This window comes from Aquirufa sp. HETE-40SA (assembly GCF_054558635.1).
In genome coordinates, this window is the sequence record NZ_JBPXKN010000002.1 from 25,077 (window position 1) to 42,099 (window position 17,023).

The 17,023-nt window shown below is 44.8% G+C and carries 15 protein-coding genes and 1 tRNA gene; 10 read left to right on the forward strand and 6 right to left on the reverse strand.

Annotation, left to right across the window (positions count from 1 at the left end):
• The first annotated feature begins 22 nt into the window (after window positions 1–22).
• Window positions 23–1,495: a proline--tRNA ligase gene (gene proS / locus ACRZ9O_RS05380; protein WP_459457106.1), complete on the forward strand. Its 1,473-nt coding sequence runs from the start codon at window positions 23–25 to the stop codon at window positions 1,493–1,495.
• Here the strand turns inward: proS and ACRZ9O_RS05385 are convergent.
• Together ACRZ9O_RS05385 and glmM are read right to left on the reverse strand one after the other, a co-directional pair.
• Window positions 1,492–2,634, reverse strand: a complete 1,143-nt coding sequence (locus ACRZ9O_RS05385) for a cysteine desulfurase family protein (RefSeq protein WP_459457108.1) — start codon at window positions 2,632–2,634, stop codon at window positions 1,492–1,494. The two genes, proS and ACRZ9O_RS05385, sit on opposite strands and share 4 nt — an antisense overlap.
• Window positions 2,635–4,023, reverse strand: a complete 1,389-nt coding sequence (glmM, locus tag ACRZ9O_RS05390; protein ID WP_459457110.1) for a phosphoglucosamine mutase — start codon at window positions 4,021–4,023, stop codon at window positions 2,635–2,637.
• An 87-nt stretch (window positions 4,024–4,110) separates the two neighbouring features.
• On the opposite strand from glmM, the gene ACRZ9O_RS05395 reads away from it, so the two are divergent.
• Genes ACRZ9O_RS05395 through ACRZ9O_RS05410 form a run of 4 tightly spaced genes read left to right on the forward strand, consistent with a single transcriptional unit; the run spans window position 4,111 to window position 7,984 of the window.
• Entirely contained in the window at window positions 4,111–5,061 is a 951-nt protein-coding gene (locus tag ACRZ9O_RS05395) for a bifunctional heptose 7-phosphate kinase/heptose 1-phosphate adenyltransferase (protein ID WP_459457112.1), read from the forward strand.
• Window positions 5,042–6,298, forward strand: a complete 1,257-nt coding sequence (locus tag ACRZ9O_RS05400; protein ID WP_459457114.1) for an AGE family epimerase/isomerase — start codon at window positions 5,042–5,044, stop codon at window positions 6,296–6,298. The genes ACRZ9O_RS05395 and ACRZ9O_RS05400 overlap by 20 nt, the downstream gene beginning before the upstream one ends.
• The gene (locus ACRZ9O_RS05405) at window positions 6,295–7,074 is read left to right on the forward strand and encodes a TonB-dependent receptor plug domain-containing protein (RefSeq protein WP_459457116.1); all 780 of its coding nucleotides are present in this window, start codon (window positions 6,295–6,297) and stop codon (window positions 7,072–7,074) included. Before ACRZ9O_RS05400 ends, ACRZ9O_RS05405 begins: the two co-directional genes overlap by 4 nt.
• On the forward strand, window positions 7,061–7,984 hold the full coding sequence (locus ACRZ9O_RS05410) for a sugar phosphate isomerase/epimerase family protein (RefSeq protein ID WP_459457117.1): 924 nt from the start codon (window positions 7,061–7,063) through the stop codon (window positions 7,982–7,984). The genes ACRZ9O_RS05405 and ACRZ9O_RS05410 overlap by 14 nt, the downstream gene beginning before the upstream one ends.
• 40 nt (window positions 7,985–8,024) lie before the next feature.
• On the opposite strand, the gene ACRZ9O_RS05415 is transcribed toward ACRZ9O_RS05410, so the two are convergent.
• The 4 genes from ACRZ9O_RS05415 to ACRZ9O_RS05430 all read right to left on the reverse strand — a co-directional run bounded on the left by ACRZ9O_RS05415 (window position 8,025) and on the right by ACRZ9O_RS05430 (window position 12,323).
• Window positions 8,025–8,095 (reverse strand) — tRNA-Gln (locus ACRZ9O_RS05415).
• A 137-nt stretch (window positions 8,096–8,232) separates the two neighbouring features.
• Entirely contained in the window at window positions 8,233–9,114 is an 882-nt protein-coding gene (gene fabD / locus ACRZ9O_RS05420) for an ACP S-malonyltransferase (RefSeq protein WP_459457119.1), read from the reverse strand.
• Window positions 9,115–9,160: 46 nt separating this feature from the next.
• Window positions 9,161–9,496, reverse strand: coding sequence for a thiol-disulfide oxidoreductase DCC family protein (locus ACRZ9O_RS05425; RefSeq protein WP_459457121.1), 336 nt, complete (start codon window positions 9,494–9,496; stop codon window positions 9,161–9,163).
• Between the two features lies 1 nt (window position 9,497).
• Window positions 9,498–12,323 carry a T9SS type B sorting domain-containing protein gene (locus tag ACRZ9O_RS05430; RefSeq protein WP_459457123.1) on the reverse strand — a complete coding sequence of 942 codons (2,826 nt, stop codon included), beginning with the start codon at window positions 12,321–12,323 and terminating at the stop codon, window positions 9,498–9,500.
• 170 nt (window positions 12,324–12,493) lie between these two features.
• On the opposite strand from ACRZ9O_RS05430, the gene ACRZ9O_RS05435 reads away from it, so the two are divergent.
• The 5 genes from ACRZ9O_RS05435 to ACRZ9O_RS05455 are packed head-to-tail and all read left to right on the forward strand — an operon-like array spanning window position 12,494 to window position 17,013.
• On the forward strand, window positions 12,494–13,159 hold the full coding sequence (locus ACRZ9O_RS05435) for a succinate dehydrogenase cytochrome b subunit (protein ID WP_459457125.1): 666 nt from the start codon (window positions 12,494–12,496) through the stop codon (window positions 13,157–13,159).
• A gap of 21 nt (window positions 13,160–13,180) precedes the next feature.
• Window positions 13,181–15,160: a fumarate reductase/succinate dehydrogenase flavoprotein subunit gene (locus ACRZ9O_RS05440; RefSeq protein ID WP_459457127.1), complete on the forward strand. Its 1,980-nt coding sequence runs from the start codon at window positions 13,181–13,183 to the stop codon at window positions 15,158–15,160.
• Between the two features lie 9 nt (window positions 15,161–15,169).
• The gene (locus ACRZ9O_RS05445; RefSeq protein ID WP_459457129.1) at window positions 15,170–15,928 is read left to right on the forward strand and encodes a succinate dehydrogenase/fumarate reductase iron-sulfur subunit; all 759 of its coding nucleotides are present in this window, start codon (window positions 15,170–15,172) and stop codon (window positions 15,926–15,928) included.
• A gap of 49 nt (window positions 15,929–15,977) precedes the next feature.
• Window positions 15,978–16,562, forward strand: a complete 585-nt coding sequence (locus ACRZ9O_RS05450) for a thymidine kinase (RefSeq protein WP_459457131.1) — start codon at window positions 15,978–15,980, stop codon at window positions 16,560–16,562.
• Complete coding sequence (locus ACRZ9O_RS05455) at window positions 16,549–17,013, forward strand: YkgJ family cysteine cluster protein (RefSeq protein ID WP_459457132.1); 465 nt, start codon at window positions 16,549–16,551, stop codon at window positions 17,011–17,013. Before ACRZ9O_RS05450 ends, ACRZ9O_RS05455 begins: the two co-directional genes overlap by 14 nt.
• The last annotated feature ends 10 nt before the right edge of the window (window positions 17,014–17,023 follow it).

A 17,023-nucleotide genomic window follows, 5' to 3' on the forward strand; every position in this document is an offset into this window, starting at 1 on the left:
CATTACGATTTTAACATAATTTATGAGTAAATCCCTACCAAGCCGCGCAGACAATTATTCTGAGTGGTACAACGAATTAGTGAAGAGAGCAGATCTAGCTGAAAATTCAGCGGTGAGAGGCTGTATGATCATTAAACCCTATGGCTATTCCATTTGGGAAAAGATGCAACGCGCATTAGATGATATGTTCAAGGAAACAGGCCATACAAACGCCTATTTCCCCCTTTTTATCCCTAAGTCTTTTCTTTCGAAGGAGGCCTCTCACGTGGAGGGTTTTGCCAAAGAATGTGCCGTCGTAACACACTACCGTCTAAAAAATGATCCGAATGGCGGAGGAGTGATCGTCGATCCAGATGCGAAATTAGAAGAAGAATTAATTGTGCGACCTACATCGGAAACGGTGATTTGGTCCTCTTATAAAAACTGGATTCAATCCTACCGTGATTTACCTTTATTGATTAATCAATGGGCGAACGTGGTACGTTGGGAAATGCGTACGCGTTTGTTCTTGCGTACGGCTGAGTTCTTGTGGCAAGAAGGCCACACGGCACACGCAACAAAGCAAGAGGCAATCGAAGAGACCGAGCAGATGTTAGAGGTGTATGCCGAATTCGCAGAGACTTTTATGGCGATGCCGGTATTGAAAGGAATTAAAACGGCGAATGAGCGTTTTGCAGGAGCAGATGAAACCTATTGTATCGAAGCCATGATGCAAGATGGAAAAGCACTACAAGCGGGAACGTCGCACTTTTTGGGCCAAAACTTCGCTAAAGCTTTCGACGTAAAATTCGTTAACAAGGAAAATCAATTGGATTATGTGTGGGGAACTTCTTGGGGTGTTTCCACCCGTTTAATGGGTGCCTTAATTATGGCGCACTCGGATGACCAAGGTTTAGTCTTGCCTCCTAAATTAGCTCCCATCCAAGTCGTGATCGTACCGATCTACAAAGGAGACGAGCAATTAGAAAATATCAAAGCGCGTATTAATCCATTAGTAAAAGCGTTAAAATCTCGTGGGGTTTCGGTAAAGTTTGACTTCGCTGAGAACCAAAGCCCAGGCTTCAAATTCGCTGAATACGAATTAAAAGGGGTTCCGGTACGTCTTGCGATCGGTAACCGGGATATGGAAAATGGAACGATCGAATTAGCGCGTCGCGACACGAGAGAGAAGACGAGTATGCCATTCGAGGGAATCGAAGACGTAATTGTAGATACTTTGGAAGACATCCAAAAAAGCATTTATCAAAAAGCACTTGATTTCAGAACAGCGAATACGTTCGAGGTGAACAGCTGGGAAGAGTTTACAGCTAAAATCGAAGACGGTGGATTCCTTTCTGCGCACTGGGATGGTTCGTCTGAGACGGAAGAGAAAATCAAAGAATTGACGAAGGCGACGATTCGTTGTATACCACTAGATGCAAAAGAAGAAGCTGGAAAATGCATCCTAACAGGAGCACCTTCCAGCCGCAGAGTGATCTTTGCTCGCGCCTACTAGGACACGATATTTTTCAATACTTCTAATACCCGATCGATCTCCGTTCGGGTATTATTTTTGCTAAAGGAGAAACGAACAGCTGCACCCGTCGCTGTCGGGTTCAAGGCTGTCAACACATGAGATCCCACGGATGTTCCGCTCGAACAAGCGCTACCGCCTGAAGCAGAAATCTTTTCGATATCTAATTGAAACAACAGCATATCGCCGTCCGCCACCGATGGGAAGCGCACGTTCAATACCGTATATAAGCTATTTTCTACATCCCCAGAGGCTCCATTAAAGGAAATTCCTGGAAATTGTTTTTGTAATCCTTCGATGAAATAAGCTTTCAAGCCTTTGATGTAGGTTGCGTGCTCGTCCATGGCAGAGTAGGCTAATTCTAAGGCTTTGGCAATACCGACCATACCATACACATTCTCCGTACCACCACGCTGGTTACGCTCTTGCGCACCACCGTGCATCAGTGGACTGAATTTCGTACCCGCTTTTGCGTACAAGAAACCGATACCTTTAGGACCATGGAATTTATGCGCGGCACCCACCATAAAATGGACTTTCAAAGCTGAGGCGTCGTGTTTGTAGTGGCCCATGGTTTGAACCGTATCCGAATGAAATAAGGCACCGTATTGCTCGCAAAGGTCTCCCACTGCGTGTAAATCCAATAAATTACCGATCTCGTTGTTCCCGTGCATCAAACTCACAATCGCCTTCTCAGATGAAGACAATAATTCTTCCAAATGCGCTAAATCAATCGCTCCATCCGGATTTACGCGAACTAATTTCAATTCAGCTAATCCCAATTTCGACCAAGCCTCCGCCGTATGTATTACCGCGTGGTGTTCTACAGGCGAAGTGATTATTACCTTGCATCCACCGTGTAAAACGGCCGATTGCAAGACCGTGTTATCCGCTTCCGTTCCTCCTGAAGTAAATAAAATCTCAGAAGGCGACGCATTTAATAAATTCGCGATTGTTTTACGCGCCTTTTCAACCGCCACTTTCGCTTGACGCCCGTGGGAGTGAATCGATGAAGGATTCGCAGTGAAATGCTCGAAATAGGGTTGCATTTCAGCCCAAACAGCCGGATCCACCGGAGTTGTCGCCGCGTTATCTAAATATATTGGTGTCTTATCTGCCATCTACCCTTTCGCGATCTCGGTGATCACGTCCATAATTTGTTGAGCAAGTGTATCTGCCTCAGCCTCCGAAGATGCCTCCGCGTAAATGCGAATAATCGGTTCCGTATTCGATTTGCGTAAATGAACCCAGCGATCTGGGAAATCAATTTTCACGCCATCGATCGTGTTTACCTTTTCATTCTTGTATTTTTCAGCCACCGTCGCGAGGATTAAATCGACGTTCAGGTCAGCGGATAATTCAATTTTGTTTTTGGAAATCACATAGGCCGGATAGCTCGCACGCAACTCGGATGCTTTGATGCCTTTGTTTGCCAAATGCGTCAAGAACAATCCAATCCCCACCAGAGAATCACGTCCGTAATGCGACTCAGGGAAGATCACACCCCCATTTCCTTCGCCACCGATGATCGCGTTCACCGCTTTCATCTGCGTCACTACATTCACCTCTCCTACCGCTGCAGCGAAATACTCGCCACCTGCTTTGCGCGTCACATCCGCTAAAGCACGCGTAGAAGAAAGGTTCGAAACGGTGTTACCTGCCTTTACTGAAAGCACATAATCAGCCACCGCTACTAAGGTATATTCTTCGCCAAAAGGCGTTCCATCCTCTGAAATAAAGCAAAGGCGATCCACATCTGGATCCACCACGATACCTAAATCGTAATTTCCCCCTTTTATTTTCGAAATCATCTCCGTTAAGTTTTCCGGAAGTGGTTCTGGGTTGTGTCCGAAATGACCCGTCGGCTCACCAAAAATCACGTCCACATGCTGAACACCCAAGGCCTTCAATAACATAGGCACCACGATTCCACCTGTAGAATTCACCGCATCGACTAAAACACGGAAGTTCGCCTTCTCAATCACTGATTTATTTACCCAGCTCAAGCCTAACACGTGATCCACGTGCTGCTGTAGAAAGCTATCGTCTTGTGTTAATTGACCTAACTTCATCACGTCCGCGAAATCAAAATCTTGATTGTCTGCGATGGTTAATAAGTCTTTACCATCTTGATCTGAGATGAATTCTCCGCGATCATTTAATAATTTCAAGGCATTCCATTGGGCTGGGTTGTGGCTAGCGGTGATGATAATTCCACCCGCCGCTTTCGTCCAGGGCACCGCTAATTCAACGGTTGGGGTCGTAGAAAGACCGATATCCAATACATTCCAGCCTAAACCGATTAGGGTATTGGCCACTAAAGAACTGACCATTTCTCCGGAGATACGCGCATCGCGACCGAGTACGATCGAATTCGATGGATGCCCCTTTTTCTTAAGCCAAGTACCGTAGGCTGCCGCGAATATAACGACATCGATAGGACTTAAACCTTCGCCCGGTTTTCCACCGATGGTACCACGTATGCCAGAGATTGATTTAATTAGTGCCAAAACAATTAAGAATTAGAATGAATAGATGATCAAAATTAAAGAAAATATCCCTATTTTTCGATGAAATTTTAGCTAAACCTATCATACATGAATTCGGAAAGATTGGAGAACCTGTTAGCCCAAATCCAACAGCTGCGCGTAGCGGTCATGGGGGATTTTGCTTTGGACTTCTATTTCGATATTCAAACCGCAACGGGTGAATTTTCCATCGAAACCGCAAAAGAAGTGCATCTCGCCTCTGTTCCGCGTGCTTATTTAGGTGGTGCGGGTAATGTGGCAAAAAATCTAGCTATTTTAGGGGTACAGGTTTCAGCCTTTGGGGTGCGTGGAAATGACCTCTTCGGTAGGGAGATGGCACATCAAATGCAGTCTTTAGGAATCGATTCCACGAACATAAAGGAAATCGAGATCGATACCCCAACGTATACGAAACCGATGAACGGTATCGTGGAGCAAAATCGAATTGATTTTGGGACGAGGTCTGCTAATTTCAAATCACATACAGACGAATTAATCGACGTATTGCAGGCGGATGCATTCGATTGGATCATACTTAATGAGCAATTCAGTATATCCCTTTTGCAATCGCATCACATCGAGGCAGTCCATAAAACAAACGCAATAGCCGATCTGCGTTCACTGGGCAGCCATGCAAAACATATGCTCCTAAAAGTGAACGAAGCTGAGTTTACAAAGCTTCATTCAAAACCGGCCACGAAAGAACATATTCAAGCCTGGACCACACACAGAAAACAACCTGTTTTGGTTACCTTAGGCGAAAAAGGAATGGTTTATGCCAGCGAGCAAGAGTACCATCACCATCCTGCCTTCCCGGTGAGCGGACCCATCGATACAGTGGGCGCTGGCGACATGGTAGTGGCAGGATTCTCTGCGGCGAGAGCGGCGGGGGCTACGGTGGAAGAGGCTTGTGAATTGGCGAGTTTGGCCGTACATATAACAATTCATCAACTAGGCGTAACCGGCTCAGCGAGTCCGGAAGCCATAAGACAATTACAAGATGGACATTCAATCGCTTAGATCAGAAATCAAGGAATATACGGAGGGGTCACTATTGCCCTTCTGGATTCAGCGGACGGTGGATCAAACACAGGGCGGGTTTATTACGCATTTCAATGAGTTTGGAGAGGATGCTGGGGATGACGAGAAGTCGCTGATTGCGATGACGCGGTCGGTTTTCACGTATTCGCAGGCCTATCGCCATGGTTTTGGTGGGGAAGTGATGAAGGAGATGGCGGCGCATGGTGTTCGGTTTTTACTGGACAAAATGTGGGACGAGAAGCATGGTGGATTCCATTGGATGGTTAATCGAGCGGGTGAGGCGACGAACAAACAGAAAATCGGCTATGGGCATAGTTTTGCCATTTACTCCTTGAGTGAATATACTTTGGCGACGGGAGATCCGGTAGGTTTGGAATATGCGGAGAAGGTCTTTGATTTACTCCAAAAATACGCTGTGGACACTCACTATGGCGGTTACTGGGAATTCTTTGGGGAGGATTGGTCGCTCATGGGGCCGGGAGCACCTGGAGGTGATCGAAAGACCTTAGATGTGCACATGCATTTAATGGAAGCCTTTACGACCTTGTACGAGGCAAGTGGAAAAGAGATTCACCGTAGAAAATTACAGGAGTCGATCGATATATTAATTCATAAAATCATGGACCCTGAGTCGGGTACGGGGATTCCGCAGTTTTGGGCGGACTGGAGCGTAGCCCCGCAGATTAAATTTGATATTGTATGGGGATGGGATCGTTTTCAGGATGGAGGCCAAAAAGCCTCAGCCGTTGACAATACCTCCTACGGACATAACTCGGAGTTTGGGTGGCTTTTGTTACACGCGTTGAAGGTGGGCAAGATTGATACCGCGCCTTATGTGGCGAATATTAAGAAGGCCTTCTATCATTCCATGGAAAATGGCATCGACTGGGAACAGGGTGGCGTCTATGTGGAGGGGTCGCACAGTGGCGGGCCGACGGATTTGGAAAAAGAGTTTTGGCAGCAGGCAGAAATGCTCATCGGGATGCTAGATGCCTATCTTTTAACGAAAGATGAGCAATTTTTGAAGGCTTACGAACAGGTGCATCGTTTCGTGTTCGATAAGATGATTAACCGCAATACAGGCGAATGGTGGCCGCTGATGACCCGTGAAGGGGAGCCGATTTGGCGACACATGGCCCATAACTGGAAAATAAATTACCATAACGTTCGCTCGATGATTCTCTCCTATGAGAAGCTAGGCGAAATCAATCGATGAAAAAGCTCTTAGTACTCTTGTTTTTCCCACTGGTTTTATTTGGCCAAAAAAATACCTTTTTTGACCTCCTAAAAAAGCATTTCGAAAACCCGAAGCAACAATTTACCCTTCGAAACGATACGCTCTTCGTTCATTTATACGAGCCAGCTACCACTTCGCAAGAGGAGTTTCGAGAAACATCCATTGTTCCTCTTCGTTCTATTGATCGCATCGAGCTCGTAACAGGCAAAGATCAGAAAGGAAATGCTGGAATTAGCCTTCAAATTCATCCCATTAACTTTTCAAAGACCCCGAAGAACGCAGATAATACGACCATCACCGCAGATCGACTTAATCAAGTTAACGCGGCTTCGGTGAATCAAAAGATACAAGGCCAAGCGGCCGGAGTTACCGTCAGCAGTGATAATTCTCCAGGCGGTGGCACGATGGTCAGAATCAGAGGTATAGGCTCCATCAATGCGAATGGCCCTCTTTATATCGTTGATGATGTCCCCCTAACAGGTAATATCAATGCCATTAACCCGAATGACATAGAGAGCGTAAACGTATTAAAAGATCCTTCTCAAACGGCCATCTACGGTGTTAGAGGGGCTAATGGGGTCATTGTGATAAAGACCAAAAAGGGACCCAATGTGAACTCCACCATCGAATTAGGTGACCAAGAAATTCCACTGATCCTATGGACCTGGGCAGATGCCTACAAACAATTAAAAAAATCCAGCGACCTTACTAGCTTGAAATCGATTCTATCTGCAAAATCATATGACAAAAATTAGTCGCCGCGATTTACTTTTTGCCTCTGGAACAGCGGCTGGAGCGGCTTTACTACCATTTTCTGCCTCCGCAACTCCTACAGCTAAGGCGCAAAAATTCGAATTTTCGTTGAATATGAGTACGATTATGGGCCAAAATTTAGGGCTCATCAAAGAACTCGAAGTCGCCTCCGCGGCTGGCTATCAGCACTGTGAAATTTGGATTCCTACGCTAGAAGCCTACCTGAAATCAGGCGGCACACTTTTAGAGGCAAAAAAGCGCATCGATGACCTGGGGATAAAAATCCAAAATGCGATCGGCTTTGCCCAATGGATTGTGGATGATGAGGTGACTCGGAAAAAAGGTTTAGAACAGATGAAACGCGAGATGGATATGCTCGCACAGCTGGGCTGTTTCCGCTCAGCAGCTCCACCCATGGGCGCCACTAAAGAACCAGGACTCGACCTTCGCCGCGCCGCAGAGCGCTACCGTGCCATTCTTGACATCGGTGTCAGCACCGGCGTCACACCCCAACTCGAAATGTGGGGACACTCGAAAAACCTAAACCGCGTCGCTGACGTCCTATTCGTAGCCGCCGAAGCCGGGCAACCCAATGCAAAACTTTTACTAGACGTCTTTCACCTCTACAAAGGCGAATCCTCCATCGACTGCCTCCACCTCGTAGGCGAAAATGCCATCGAGGTCTTTCACGTAAACGACTACGTAACTACTATCAAACCCACCTCTATCACTGACGGTGACCGCATCTACGCGGGCGATGGAGAAGCACCGATTAAAGAAATCATCAAGCGTTTAAAACCGACGGAAAAACCAGTTATTCTATCCCTCGAATTATTCAACAAGGAACTTTGGGCTCAGGATCCACTGAAGGTGGCGAAGACGGGGCTGGAGAAGATGAAGAAAATGGTATAAAAAAAAGAGCTCATCTTGCGATGAGCTCTTTTAAATTCTGTTGACCTACCAGGACTCGAACCTAGAAAACCAGAACCAAAAACTGGTGTGTTACCATTACACCATAGGTCAATTCCAAAATCTGTAGCAAAAGTAAGGGCTTGCACCCAATTTATCAAACGTTACAGGAAAAATAATTGAATTATTTCCTTCGATTTTTGCTTAAGCGCTCACAATCAGCGCATCAAATTCGATTATTCTAATGGCTATTATTCAAATTCAAAGGAAGACACAACGGCCTCCGCGTGGATCTTGCGCACAAGGCCTTGCAATACTTTACCCGGACCGCATTCGATGAATTCGGTTGCACCCGCAGCGACCATGGCTTCTACGGACTGCGTCCAACGAACGGCACCCGTTAATTGCGAAATTAAATTCGCTTTGATCTCGGCTGGGTCTTGAGATGGTTTAGCGTTGACGTTTTGAAAGATCGGACAAATAGGGCGAACGATTTCAGTTGCCTCGATGGCTGCGGCTAACTCTACGCGAGCGGGTTCCATAAACGGTGAGTGGAATGCGCCTCCGACAGGTAATGGCAATACACGCTTCGCTCCTGCCTCTTTTAATTGTATGCCTACTGCTTCGATACCTTCCACAGATCCAGAGATCACGACTTGGCCTGGGCAGTTAAAGTTCGCAGCTACTACGGATGGACCGTAAGCTTGGCAAATCTCTTCTATTGTTGCATCTGGCAAGCCTAAAACAGCAGCCATGGTGCTTGGTTCGATCTCGCAGGCTTTTTGCATCGCAAGGGCTCTTTGGTACACTAATCTTAATCCATCTTGCCAGCTTAAGCCACCTGCAGAAACGAGGGCCGAGAACTCGCCTAAAGAGTGACCTGCCACCATAGAGGGAGCAAAATCTTTCCCTAATTTGGGAATCAAAATAGAATGCAAATAAATCGCAGGCTGCGTCACTTTCGTTTGCTTTAATTCCTCGTCCGTTCCTTCGAACATCACAGATGATAGGGAGAAACCTAAAATGGCATCTGCCTCATCGATAATCTGCTTTGCTAAAGGAAAATTCGTGTAAAGATCCTTTGCCATACCTGGAAATTGGGAACCTTGACCTGGAAAAATATATGCTTTCATTTGAATGATTTTTGATTAAAATTTTCACAAAGATAGGCCAAAAGCCCTAAATGGCACAATCGTCCACCGATTTACCCCAAAATAATCGATTCTTCGCCACCCAATCGTAGCCTTTGTCCAGTATAAAAGAAGGCAATAAAAACACGATACGAAGAGGTTGAAAATACCAATAAGAATAAGCTAATATGCGAGAGATGGCATCTGACTTCACATAAACGTCGCGACCCACCACCCACTTGATACTATCGATAGCTGGGAGGGGAAACTCCGTAAAGGAAGTCTCAGAAATAATGTGGAGGTCTGAGGATACCATTCTTTTTAGAAGCTTCGAGCAGAAGCGACAAAAGCGGCAATTGCCATCAATTAATACGATTCCGTCCATCTTAGCGAACTAGTTCGACCCACCCTTTCAAGCTTTTGGTTTGTTTCTCTGTATCTAAGACATCAAAAATAACGTCTACCGAGTAAAAATAGGTAGAGGCAGCCATTTGATTACCATTAGATCCAGTACCATTCCAGCCAAAACCTTCCAATGGTCCAGCATATTGATACACCCATTGTCCATTCCGATCAACGATTGTTGCGACTACTTGAGTAACAAAGCGAGGGCATCGCATCGGTTTGAAAGTATCATTCAAACCATCTCCGTTAGGACTGAATATGTTAGGTAAATCAAATGAAGCACAATTGTCCACACATAATTTAGCACTTGGCCCGCTCTCCTTACCTAAGCCGCTAATGGCTGTGACATAATAACAGCCACGGAAACTCTTCTCCATTACATGTGCAAAATTGGTATTCGCCCCAGTATACAAGACCGTATAAGGAGAAGAAGGATCTTTCGCATAATACAGCTTATAGCTGACGATATCTGGATCACAAATTCCCGAGACGGTAGGTGTCCAAGTCAGTTGGTTCGTAAAATTGGAGAATTCACAATCTGCTTTGGCATCCAAAGCAGCACAATCAACCGCGTTCAATACGAGATTAGGAGGACAAGGTGAAATATCCGACAACGATTTAGCACAGGTGATTTGGGAGGCATTGATTAATTGCATCACCGGCAAACCTGTTCCATAACTTCCCAAGGTCTCCACATAATAGCAATAGGAGGAATCAACTTTCATCGTGTAATTAAAGGTCCCATCACCAGCGAAACTGTCTTGTCCCGAATCCGTGAATTTAAAGGATCCTGATTCGCCTACTGGCACAGCTGCTATTTGATTAAACTTCCCTGACCCACGCGGGTATTCTCTATAAACCCGATGCACCTTATTTTCATTCGACCAAGGAACAGAAGCTGACCAGCTTAATTTGACTGAATTAATGCCTGAATTAGCCACTAAAGCCACATTAGTAGCGCCTGATGGAGGGTCCATCAACACCTGTTTCCCATCAATCGTATAATAAAATAACGTTCGGTAGCGGTAAGATTTTTCTTCTGTATTTAATCCCGTATCTGTGAATGTGGTATCATTAACAGCCGTAGAAATACTCGCTGGAATTAAAGATCCGATCGATTTATAGTCTAAAATTGCGGTGCCCTCTGCTCGTTGAAGCTGATAAAAATAAGGGGCAGGATATAGCGATGGATTAAATTTGAGAGGCTTTGTCCATTTCACCAAAATCTCTCCTGTCGTTTTATTTGTTTTTTTAACAGACACATTGGTCATAATCGAAGAGGCTGTTAAAATTAAATTACAAGAGGAATTAGAAAGCGGGCTGTAAGCTAGATTACCTTTGGAATCAATAAATGAAACCAAAAGAATGTAATTATAATTGATGTTCTTCGCCACAGAAAGATCTACAAAGGAGGTCTCTGTGGAAGTCAACGTACCAATCTCCACAAAACCTGTTGCGGTCATTCCCGTCTCACATGTTTTTTGAGTTACTTGGAAACAATCACCTATCTTCCTGAAAACGCGAATTTTTGCGGAGGGTAAGGCACAGCTGTAGGGATCCCAAGTTAATTTAATCCCGGTAGCAGGAACGGGAATCGTTGTCTTCAAATTCTTTATCGCTGGAGCTTGCACCTGAATTTTCCACAACTTACTATCCACTAAATAGCCTCCCAAACCTAAGGAAATGGGCGGCACATCTTCCACCTTGAATAATACATCATATGGCTCCTTTCGGATGTGAATACAATCTGTTTGCCAATTAAAAGTCCCCACTGCTTGAGTAACCGTCTGCCTCGGGGTACTTACAAAAGTGGCATAAGGTGGCTTCACAGCATATACCGTATCAATTGAATACACATTACCGGTACTGGTAATCGTTAAAGGATCAACCCTACCCGTTTTAGAAGCCTGATCGATGGCGGTAATCGTCTGAGTGATCTTAGTCCCCGCCTGCACACATACATCAGCAGGAATCGTAATTTTAGGTCCCTTATTATCTAAATCTTTCACTTCGATCTGCATATCACGCACCGTCTCCGAAATCTTTACCCCATTCCGCCATTCTTCAATGATGAAAGCACAATTATATAAGCCTACTTGCTGAGGCGAATTCCATTTTAGATCACCTGTTTTTGAATCGATTAAAAAGGTAGAAGGTACCGTGGTGGACACCTCATTGGGTTGCTTGAAATTAGGAGCCAATAAACCGCGACTTGCTGGATCACAAGTAAGTTCTGCTCCGGTTCTGGAGACTGATAATCTGTAGGCCAAAGAGTCTCCCTCCGCATCTACCGCATTGGCATTATGAATAAAGGGTTGTCCTACAATCGCAGTCAAATCCACCGCTGGATTCAACAAGATCGGAGTAGAATTTAATCCTAAACCGGCATTGATGGAGAAAATGGTCTCCACATAAAAGGGCACTTCAACTGAACGAGTTATGTTTAGTACACCTTCGTTCCGATTAGGAACTGCCACAGATACTTTATAGAAAAGGGATGCCGCAGGATAGGTATATTGAATTATGTAGACATTTTTTAATGTACCATTACCTAAATTGACTGGAAATCCAGTAGCGCGCTTAGCCACTAAAGTGGTGGAACCATCGCCGAAGCAAAATTTAACTTCGTTTTGCTCTTGGTTCGCTCGGTTATTTTCAGTGTAGGTAGTTAATGTAAATTCAAAGGTTAATGTTTTCTCCGAAATCCGTTTAACGGATATCTCTCCCCCTTTTAAGTGGGTTGCTTGAGAAGCGAAGCTCAACAAACACAGGAACAGAAAATAGAGACTTGTCTTTTTAAGGAACATAAAACATTTTTGATTAGCTGTAAGTTAAGCAGGCAAATCGTTTTTTTCAAAAAAAACAGATTTTTTACGTTTTAAATTTGATAGAGCGGCGTTTCGATTGTAGTTTTGAAAGCTAAAAAAATTGAACCTGTTCGATTATTTTTATTTCCTCTTAACAAATACATTTATTTATGGCTTGGTTAGCAAAATCACTTAATTCATCACTTGGGAAAAAGCTCCTGATGGCCATTACGGGCCTGTTTTTAATCAGCTTCCTGTTAGTTCACTGCAGCTTGAATGCCCTAATCTTTTTAAATGACGGTGGCGTAGCTTTTAATGAAGGAGCTGAATTCATGGCTCACAACCCAGTTATCCGTACGATGGAGATTGTATTGTTCGCGGGTCTATTATTACACATTGTAGATGGGCTGCGTCTTTGGTTTGAAAACAAGTCAAAACGTCCTGTTGCTTATGCAGTTGTAGATGGTGCGGCGAATAGCAAGTGGTACTCGCGTTCGATGGGCCTTCTAGGAACTTTATTGTTATTGTTCTTAATTCTTCACCTGAAGCATTTTTGGTACTTCTCTCGTTTAACTGACGGATTAGAAGACCATACCTTGTACGCAGAGATGCAAGCGGTATTCATGAACCCAGTAGTCGTTGTGGTCTATGTGTTAGGTTGTGTTTCACTAGGTTACCATTTATTACATGGTTTCCAAAGTGCATTCCAATCCATTGGTTGGAATCACCCTAAATACTCACCTACCATTAAAACGATTGGAGCTATCTTTTCTATCGTTATCCCTGCGGCTTTTGCTGCAATGCCGATTGCCTTTTATTTCCATTTGATTCAATAATATTTCAGCGATTCGATTGATATGACAAAATTAGATGCCAAAATTCCAGAAGGCGCATTAGCCGACAAATGGACCAAATACCGTTCCAGCGTTTCTTTAGTAAACCCTGCGAACAAACGTAGCTTAGAAATCATCGTCGTAGGTTCAGGCCTTGCAGGTGCTTCTGCCGCTGCATCGTTAGCTGAATTAGGATATAAAGTGAAAGTATTTTGTTTCCAAGATTCTCCACGTCGTGCACACTCAATTGCTGCACAAGGAGGTATTAACGCTGCAAAGAACTACCAAAACGACGGTGACTCGGTTTACCGTTTATTCTACGATACGATCAAGGGTGGTGACTACCGTGCGCGTGAGGCGAACGTTCACCGTCTAGCTGAAGTATCGGGAAGTATTATCGACCAATGCGTGGCGCAAGGAGTTCCTTTCGCTCGTGAATACGGCGGATTGCTTTCTAACCGTTCATTCGGTGGAACGCAAGTACAACGTACCTTCTACGCGGCAGGTCAAACAGGTCAGCAATTATTATTAGGTGCTTATTCTTCTTTGCAACGCCAAGTGGGAATGGGTAACGTAAAAATGTATACTCGCCATGAAATGCTAGATGTCGTAACGATCGACGGAAAGGCTCGTGGTATTATCGCTCGTGATTCAGTGACAGGAGCTTTAGAGCGTCACTTTGGACATGCCGTTTTATTGTGTACTGGTGGTTATGGAAACGTATTCTACTTGTCTACAAACGCGATGGGATCGAACGTAACAGCGGCTTGGAAAGCGCACAAGAAAGGTGCCTTTTTCGCTAACCCCTGCTACACACAGATTCACCCGACCTGTATCCCGGTTTCTGGTGATCACCAATCGAAATTAACGTTGATGTCTGAGTCCCTTCGGAATGACGGTCGTATTTGGGTTCCTAAAAAGGAAAACGATACCCGTAAAGCGAATGAGATTCCAGAGGACGAAAGAGATTACTACTTAGAGCGTCGTTATCCTGCGTTCGGTAACTTAGTGCCTCGTGACATTGCATCACGTGCGGCTAAGGAGCGTTGCGATGCAGGATTTGGCGTAGGTACTTCTAAAATGGCTGTTTACTTAGATTATGCAGCAGCTATCATCCGTTACGGAAAAGGAGAAGCCAATAAAAATAACATGCACAATCCATCAGACGAAGAGATTCAAGCGATGGGTAAAGCAGTCGTAAAAGAGAAATACGGTAACTTGTTTGACATGTACAAGCAAATTACGGGGGAAGATCCATACGAGGTGCCTATGCGTATTTATCCAGCGGTTCACTATACGATGGGTGGACTTTGGGTAGATTATAACTTAATGACTACTGTTCCTGGTTTATACGCTTTAGGAGAGGCTAACTTCTCTGATCATGGTGCAAACCGTTTAGGAGCTTCGGCCTTGATGCAAGGTTTAGCAGATGGTTATTTCGTGATTCCTTACACAATCGGTGCTTACTTAGCAGCTGAGATTCGCACACCATCGATGTCAACGGATTCAGAAGATTTCGTAGCGGCAGAGAAAGCGGTACGTGATCGTTTAGAAACTTTGATGAACATCAAAGGAAATAAGCCTGTCGATTACTTCCACAAGCGTTTAGGTAAAATCATGTGGGATGAGTGCGGAATGGCTCGTAGCGCAGAAGGTTTGAAAGCTTCTATCAAGGAGATTCAAGCTCTACAGAAAGAATTCTGGTCCGATGTGAAGATTCCAGGTGAGATTGATAACCTTAATCCTGAATTAGAGAAAGCTGGCCGTGTGGCTGACTTCCTTGAATTAGGCGAGTTAATGTGTATTGATGCCTTGGATCGCGACGAAAGTTGTGGTGGTCACTTTCGTACTGAATTCCAAACAGAAGACGGGGAAGCCCTTCGTGATGACGAAAAGTACGCGTATGTAGCGGCATGGGAATACGAAAAACAATCGAGCTTCAAACTTCACAAAGAAGAATTGAAATACGAAAACATCAAAATTGCTCAAAGATCTTATAAATAATTCGATACAATGGAAGGAAATTTAAACCTGACACTCAAAATTTGGAGACAAAAGAATGCAAGCGTAGCTGGTAAGTTTGAAACCTACCAGGTGAGCGGCATCTCCACAGATATGTCATTTTTGGAAATGATTGACGTGTTAAATAACCGTTTGATCGAAGAAGGAGATGATCCAGTAGCGTTTGACCACGATTGCCGCGAAGGTATTTGCGGTATGTGCTCGATGTACATTAATGGTCGTCCTCACGGGCCAAACCGTGGCGTTACGACTTGTCAATTGCACATGCGCTCTTTCCAAGATGGTGAAACCATCACGGTAGAGCCTTGGAGAGCAAGTGCATTCCCAGTGATTAAAGACTTAGTGGTGAATCGTTCTGCTTTTGACCGTATTATTGCGGCTGGAGGTTTCGTATCGATCAACACAGGAAATGCGCAAGATGCAAACAGCTTGCCTATTCCTAAAGAAGACGCCGATGATGCTTTTGCAGCAGCTGCGTGTATCGGATGCGGTGCGTGTGTAGCGGCTTGTAAGAATGCTTCAGCCATGTTATTTACCTCTGCTAAAATTTCACAACTGGCGCTATTACCTCAAGGTAAGGTGGAAGCTGCAAAACGTGCAGAAGCGATGGTGGCTCAAATGGATGAGGAAGGTTTCGGTGCTTGTTCTAATACAGGTGCTTGCGAGGCAGAATGCCCTAAAGGTATTTCTCTTGAGAACATCGCGCGTATGAACCGCGAGTACTTCTCAGCTACCTTTTCTTCGAAATAATACTTGACTTATAGCCCCTGAATGCAATTTCAGGGGCTTTTTACGCCCTATGTTTTTAGAACCCAACCATACGAAATCTACCGAACGAAATCAACCAGCAGGCTGGATTGAGGTTGTGTGCGGTTCGATGTTTTCGGGTAAAACAGAGGAATTAATACGTCGTTTAAAACGCGCAAAAATTGCCCAAATGCGGGTGGAGATCTTCAAACCGATGGCAGACACGCGCTACCACGATGAAGATATCGTATCTCATAACCAAAATTCGATTCGCTCCACTCCTGTCAATAATTCAGGTGAAATCCTCTTACTCGCGGGCGATTGTGATGTGATCGGCTTAGATGAGGTGCAATTCTTCGATGAGAACATCGTAGAAGTTTGTGATACCTTAGCCAATCAAGGCAAGCGAATCATCGTGGCTGGACTGGATATGGACTTTAAAGGCATTCCTTTTGGGCCTATGCCCCGTCTAATGGCCATCGCTGAGTTCGTAACAAAAGTACATGCGGTTTGCGTGAATTGCGGTGCCGCTGCGCATTATTCTTACCGTAAGGTGGAACAACAACAAACCGTCTTATTAGGCGAAACTGAGTCCTACGAGGCGCGTTGCCGCTCTTGCTTCCATGGCGAAAACTAAAGATCCCTCTTTCCGAAAACTGATCCAACGTCTAGTGGCACGAAAGCCGAAGAATCTGGATCAGCAATTTTTTCAAGCTCACACCGAAGTTTTCAAGAAAACGGATTGTTTGACCTGTGGCAATTGCTGCCGCACGACTAGCCCCATGTGGAATGACACGGATATCCAGCGCGTTTCTCATTTGTTCAAAATGAAGACATCAGCCTTCTTGGATGCCTATTTAGTGCAAGATTCTGACGGAGATTGGGTGTATCCAGCAGCCCCTTGTCCCTTCTTAGACCTTTCAGATAACAAGTGTGGCATTTACGATCACCGCCCTAAAGCCTGCCGCGAATACCCGCACACCGACAGAAAGAACATCATGGGGATTTTGGGATTGACCTCAAAAAATGCGGTAATCTGTCCCGCAGTTACACAAATCCTGGAAAAAATCGAGCAAATTTACCCTTGAGACGCTTTTG

Excerpts from the sequence above, each read along its gene's own strand:
- ACRZ9O_RS05425 (WP_459457121.1), bottom strand. The coding sequence starts at position 9,496 with ATGGACGGAATCGTATTAATTGATGGCAATTGCCGCTTTTGTCGCTTC.
- ACRZ9O_RS05450 (WP_459457131.1), top strand. The coding sequence starts at position 15,978 with ATGTTTTTAGAACCCAACCATACGAAATCTACCGAACGAAATCAACCA.
- ACRZ9O_RS05385 (WP_459457108.1), bottom strand. The coding sequence starts at position 2,634 with ATGGCAGATAAGACACCAATATATTTAGATAACGCGGCGACAACTCCG.
- ACRZ9O_RS05405 (WP_459457116.1), top strand. The coding sequence starts at position 6,295 with ATGAAAAAGCTCTTAGTACTCTTGTTTTTCCCACTGGTTTTATTTGGC.
- ACRZ9O_RS05445 (WP_459457129.1), top strand. The coding sequence starts at position 15,170 with ATGGAAGGAAATTTAAACCTGACACTCAAAATTTGGAGACAAAAGAAT.
- ACRZ9O_RS05410 (WP_459457117.1), top strand. The coding sequence starts at position 7,061 with ATGACAAAAATTAGTCGCCGCGATTTACTTTTTGCCTCTGGAACAGCG.
- ACRZ9O_RS05400 (WP_459457114.1), top strand. The coding sequence starts at position 5,042 with ATGGACATTCAATCGCTTAGATCAGAAATCAAGGAATATACGGAGGGG.
- fabD (WP_459457119.1), bottom strand. The coding sequence starts at position 9,114 with ATGAAAGCATATATTTTTCCAGGTCAAGGTTCCCAATTTCCAGGTATG.
- ACRZ9O_RS05395 (WP_459457112.1), top strand. The coding sequence starts at position 4,111 with ATGAATTCGGAAAGATTGGAGAACCTGTTAGCCCAAATCCAACAGCTG.
- proS (WP_459457106.1), top strand. The coding sequence starts at position 23 with ATGAGTAAATCCCTACCAAGCCGCGCAGACAATTATTCTGAGTGGTAC.
- ACRZ9O_RS05430 (WP_459457123.1), bottom strand. The coding sequence starts at position 12,323 with ATGTTCCTTAAAAAGACAAGTCTCTATTTTCTGTTCCTGTGTTTGTTG.
- ACRZ9O_RS05455 (WP_459457132.1), top strand. The coding sequence starts at position 16,549 with ATGGCGAAAACTAAAGATCCCTCTTTCCGAAAACTGATCCAACGTCTA.
- ACRZ9O_RS05440 (WP_459457127.1), top strand. The coding sequence starts at position 13,181 with ATGACAAAATTAGATGCCAAAATTCCAGAAGGCGCATTAGCCGACAAA.
- ACRZ9O_RS05435 (WP_459457125.1), top strand. The coding sequence starts at position 12,494 with ATGGCTTGGTTAGCAAAATCACTTAATTCATCACTTGGGAAAAAGCTC.